Origin of the sequence: Streptomyces sp. (genome assembly GCF_031181705.1) — a bacterium.
In the GTDB taxonomy this organism is placed as follows: Bacteria; Actinomycetota; Actinomycetes; order Streptomycetales; family Streptomycetaceae; genus Streptomyces.
Map to the genome: position 1 here is coordinate 3,058 of NZ_JAPSKN010000209.1, position 3,821 is coordinate 6,878.

Consider the following 3,821-nt stretch of genomic DNA (forward strand, 5'->3'; position numbering starts at 1 on the left):
CGCCGGTGTCGCGTCGCTCCGGCGCGGGACGGATCAGCGGGGGTCCGGGGCGTCCGCCGTCCGCGCGCCGGGCGGGGGCGTCCCGGTGCCCGGCGGGACGACCTCGCCCTGGACCACCCGGGGCGCGGGGGGCGCGGGGGCCGTCCCGGCCTCCTCGTCCTTCGCGGCCCGGGCCTCGGCCTTGAGGATGCGGGCCGCCTTGCCGGCCGAGCGCGTCAGCTCGGGGAGCTTCTTGATCCCGATGACGGCTATGACGACGATGAGGATGATCGCGAGCTCGCTCAGTCCGAACATGGTGTCCTGTCCTTTCTCGCCCGGGCCGGGCACGGCGCGAGCGTATCGGGCGGGGAGCAGGGGGTGATCGCCGCCTCGGGGCGCGTCCCGGGTGCCGGCGCAGGGCCGCCAGCGGCGGCGCGGTCCCGGCGGCGAGTCCGGTCAGGGCCGCGACGAGGGCCCGGGTCCGGCCGGCCGTGGCGAGCGCGGCGCGGATGTCCGCGCTGCCGAACTCCCACGAGGTACTCCTCGTTGGCGTGTGCGGTGGTGTCGCTCCGAAATCTACAGCACTGTAGAAGATGACGGGACCGGTCCGGCGGATCTATACGATGTCCGCACGGGCAGCGCAGTGCGGCGGAAGGGAGGCAGGGCGGTGACGGATCCCCGGCAGCGTCCCCGGCGGGGGCAGGGCGAGCTGGAGGCGCTGGTGCTGTCGGTGCTGCGGGAGGCGGACGGTCCGGCCACGGCCGGCTGGGTGCAGGAACGCCTCGGCGGCGACCTCGCGTACACGACAGTGATCACGATCCTGACCCGGCTGCTGGGCAAGGGCGCGGTCACCCGGGAGCGGGTCGGCCGGTCCTTCGTCTGGACGCCCGCCTCCGACCAGGCGGGCCTGGCCGCCCGGAAGATGCGCAAGGTCCTGGACGCCGAGAGCGACCGCGAGGCCGTGCTGGCCAGCTTCCTCACCGGCCTCGGCCCGGACGACGAGCGGCTGCTGCGCGACCTGCTGGAGCAGGCCCACGGCGAACGGGAAGACTGAAGCCTCATGGGGGTCTTCGTCTTTCTGCCGCTGGTCCTGCCGCTCACGGCCTGGCCGGTCGCGCGCCTCGCCGAACAGCACTTGCATCCGCGCACCGCGACCCGGCTGCTGACGGCGCTGGCCGTGGTGCTGGCCCTGTGCAGCACGGTGTGCCTCGGGCTGGTGATGGTGGTGGGCACCGCCCAGCTGCCCGGCAACCCGCTGCCCGACGGCTGGTCCGACCCCGAGGTACGGGCGGCGGTGCCGTACGACGAGATCGCCGGCAAGGCCGCCATCCCCGCGCTGTGCGCCGTGCTGGTGGCCTGCGCCCGGACGCTGGTGCGGCACGCCCGGGTGCGTCGCCGGGCCCACCGCGCGCTGGCCGGCCTGCCGGACACGGAGGTGGCCGTGCTGCCCGACGCCGCCCCGTACGCGTACGCGCTGCCCGGCCGCCGGGTCCGCGGGACGCGGGCGGGCCGTGTCGTGGTGACCACGGCCCTGCTGGACCGGCTGGCGGCGGCCGAGCGCCGGGCCCTGTTCGCCCATGAGCGGGCCCATCTGGCCGGCCGGCACGACCGCTTCCTGCTCGCGGTGCGGCTCGCCGCCCGGGCCAACCCGTTCCTGCGGCCGCTGGGGACCGCCGTGGCGTACACGGTGGAGCGGTGGGCCGACGAGGAGGCCGCCCGGGTGATCGGCAGCCGCCGCACGGTGGCCCGCGCCATCGGCACCGCCGCGCTCGTCTCCCGGGCCATTCCGGCGGCGACGCTCGCGGGACTCGCCGCGCCCGGGCCGGTGCCGCGCCGGGTGGCGGCGCTGCTCGGTCCGGCACCGGCGGCGCGCAACTGGCCCCCGGCCTTCACCTCGGTCGGGCTGGCGGCATGGGCTGCGGCGGCCGGGACGGCGGTGTCGGCGATGTCGTCCGCGAACTCGGCCGTCACGATGGTGTCCATCCTGCACGCGGCGACGCCGCTCTGACAGGCCCGCGCGGCGGGCCTCAGCCTCTCACCGACTCGTCCCCCGTCCGCGGGCCGGCCTCACCGACGCGCCCGGCGACACCCTCGCGCTTCGCGCCGACGGTGCCGCCGGGCCCGGACGACCAGGGCCGCGGCGGCACCCCCGCGCGGGGCGTGGTCAGCTCACGGAGCAGGCCGCGCCGTTCAGGGTGAACGCGGTCGGGCTGGGGTTGGAGGCCCCCCGGGTCGCCGTGAAGCCCAGGGTGACCGAGCCGGCGGCGGGCACGGTCGCCGTGTACGGTGCGGCCGCGACACTGACGTCGGAGCCGCTCTGCGTGGCCGTACCGCCCCAGAGGCTGCTGATCCGCTGGCTGTCCGGGAAGGTCCAGCGCAGCGTCCAGCCGTTGATCGCGGACGTGCCGGTGTTGCGCAGGGTGATCTCGCCCTGGAAGCCGCCGGGCCAGGTGCCCGTCACCCGGTAGCCGACCCCGCACGCCGACGGGGTGCCGCCCGGGGCGGTCGTCACCGTCACCGTGCCCGAGCGGGGCGAGCGGTTGCCGGCGGCGTCACGGGCGTAGACGGCGAAGGTGTGCGCGGTCGTGGGGGACAGGCCGGTCAGGGTCGCGGTGGTGCGGGTCGTGCTGGTCGCGACCGTCTCGGTGCCGCCGCTGATCCGGACGACGTCGTAGCCGGTGACGCCCGTGGCGTCGGTGGCGGCGTTCCACGTCAGGGTCACGGAGGAGGACGTCACCTCCGAGGCGGCCGGGGTGCCGGGGGCCGTCGGGGGAGTGGTGTCGCCTCCGCCGGAGGAGTAGATCGCGGCCTCCCTGGCGGTGGCGGCGATGCCGTTCGCGCCGTTGAAGAGCCGCTGCCCCCAACTGGTGAGCTGGTTCGGGTCGAAGGCCGTGACCATGTCCAGGTACTCGACGCCTCCGCCGTTGCCGCTCCAGGACCAGCCGAGGTAGCCCAGACGGAGCTGCTGGGTGACGGCCAGGATGGTGTCCTCGTCGGGGTTGCCGTCCGAGTGGTCGTGGCCGAACTCGCCGACCACGATAGGGAGTTTCGCGGTGACGAAGCGGTTGAGGTAGTCGGTGATCTCGGCGGCCGTGTCGAAGACGCCGTACATGTGGATGGAGAAGACGGTGTTGGCGTCCGGGTCGGCGGCGAAGACCGAGGCGGCGTTGTCCCGCATGGTGAACGCCCAGTCCTGGCCCCAGTTGGGCGCGTCGACCATGATCGTGTGGTCGAAGCCGGCGTCGCGCAGCTTCTGGATCGCCGCCTTCGTGTCGGCCGTCCACGCCGAGTAGTTCGTGTTGCCGTACGGCTCGTTGCCGATGTTGACGATGACGTAGTCCTCCTGGCCGGTCAGCGCGCTCTGGACGCTGATCCAGTAGTCGGCGGCGCGGGAGAGCGTGACGGCTCCGCTCTGCTCGCCGTAACCGGTGGTGTCGTGCACCTCCAGGACGCAGATCAGCCGGTTCTGCTTGCACTGCGCGACCACGTTGGCCACGTCGGCGGTGTCGTTGCGGGTCCAGCGGTCACCGCTGGAGAGCACCACGCGGACGGTGTTGGCGCCCTTGGCCTTGATGTGGGCGAGGGAGCTGATCCGGTCCGGGTACCAGGTGTGCGCGTGATTGACGCCGCGCATCACGAAGTCGTTCCCGGAGGCCTCAAGGAGCCGGCCGTTCTCGACACGGAAACCGGTGGGGGCGGCGTGGGCCGGGGTGGTGAGGGTGAGGAAGGACAGGAGCAGGGCGAGCAGGACGGCGGCGACAGTGGCCGGCCGGGGGGCGGAGAGCGGTACTTGGGGTCTCATGGCGGCTCCGGGTGTGGGGTCGGGTGCGGCTGGTGCGGCT

4 protein-coding genes are annotated in these 3,821 nt (G+C 74.5%); 2 read left to right on the forward strand and 2 right to left on the reverse strand.

The window, feature by feature from the left end:
• Positions 1-33: 33 nt before the first annotated feature.
• Positions 34-294, reverse strand: coding sequence for a twin-arginine translocase TatA/TatE family subunit (locus RIN80_RS25530; RefSeq protein ID WP_309098000.1), 261 nt, complete (start codon positions 292-294; stop codon positions 34-36).
• 352 nt (positions 295-646) lie between these two features.
• On the opposite strand from RIN80_RS25530, the gene RIN80_RS25535 reads away from it, so the two are divergent.
• Both RIN80_RS25535 and RIN80_RS25540 read left to right on the forward strand, forming a co-directional pair.
• The gene (locus tag RIN80_RS25535; RefSeq protein ID WP_309098001.1) at positions 647-1,033 is read left to right on the forward strand and encodes a BlaI/MecI/CopY family transcriptional regulator; all 387 of its coding nucleotides are present in this window, start codon (positions 647-649) and stop codon (positions 1,031-1,033) included.
• Positions 1,034-1,039: 6 nt separating this feature from the next.
• Complete coding sequence (locus RIN80_RS25540) at positions 1,040-1,987, forward strand: M56 family metallopeptidase (RefSeq protein ID WP_309098002.1); 948 nt, start codon at positions 1,040-1,042, stop codon at positions 1,985-1,987.
• A 156-nt stretch (positions 1,988-2,143) separates the two neighbouring features.
• Here the strand turns inward: RIN80_RS25540 and RIN80_RS25545 are convergent, their stop codons facing one another.
• The gene (locus RIN80_RS25545) at positions 2,144-3,781 is read right to left on the reverse strand and encodes a cellulase family glycosylhydrolase (RefSeq protein WP_309098003.1); all 1,638 of its coding nucleotides are present in this window, start codon (positions 3,779-3,781) and stop codon (positions 2,144-2,146) included.
• Positions 3,782-3,821 lie beyond the last annotated feature (40 nt).

What these genes read in the sequence shown, in the direction of transcription:
- RIN80_RS25530 (WP_309098000.1), bottom strand. Translation starts at nt 294, where the DNA reads ATGTTCGGACTGAGCGAGCTCGCGATCATCCTCATCGTCGTCATAGCC.
- RIN80_RS25540 (WP_309098002.1), top strand. Translation starts at nt 1,040, where the DNA reads ATGGGGGTCTTCGTCTTTCTGCCGCTGGTCCTGCCGCTCACGGCCTGG.
- RIN80_RS25545 (WP_309098003.1), bottom strand. Translation starts at nt 3,781, where the DNA reads ATGAGACCCCAAGTACCGCTCTCCGCCCCCCGGCCGGCCACTGTCGCC.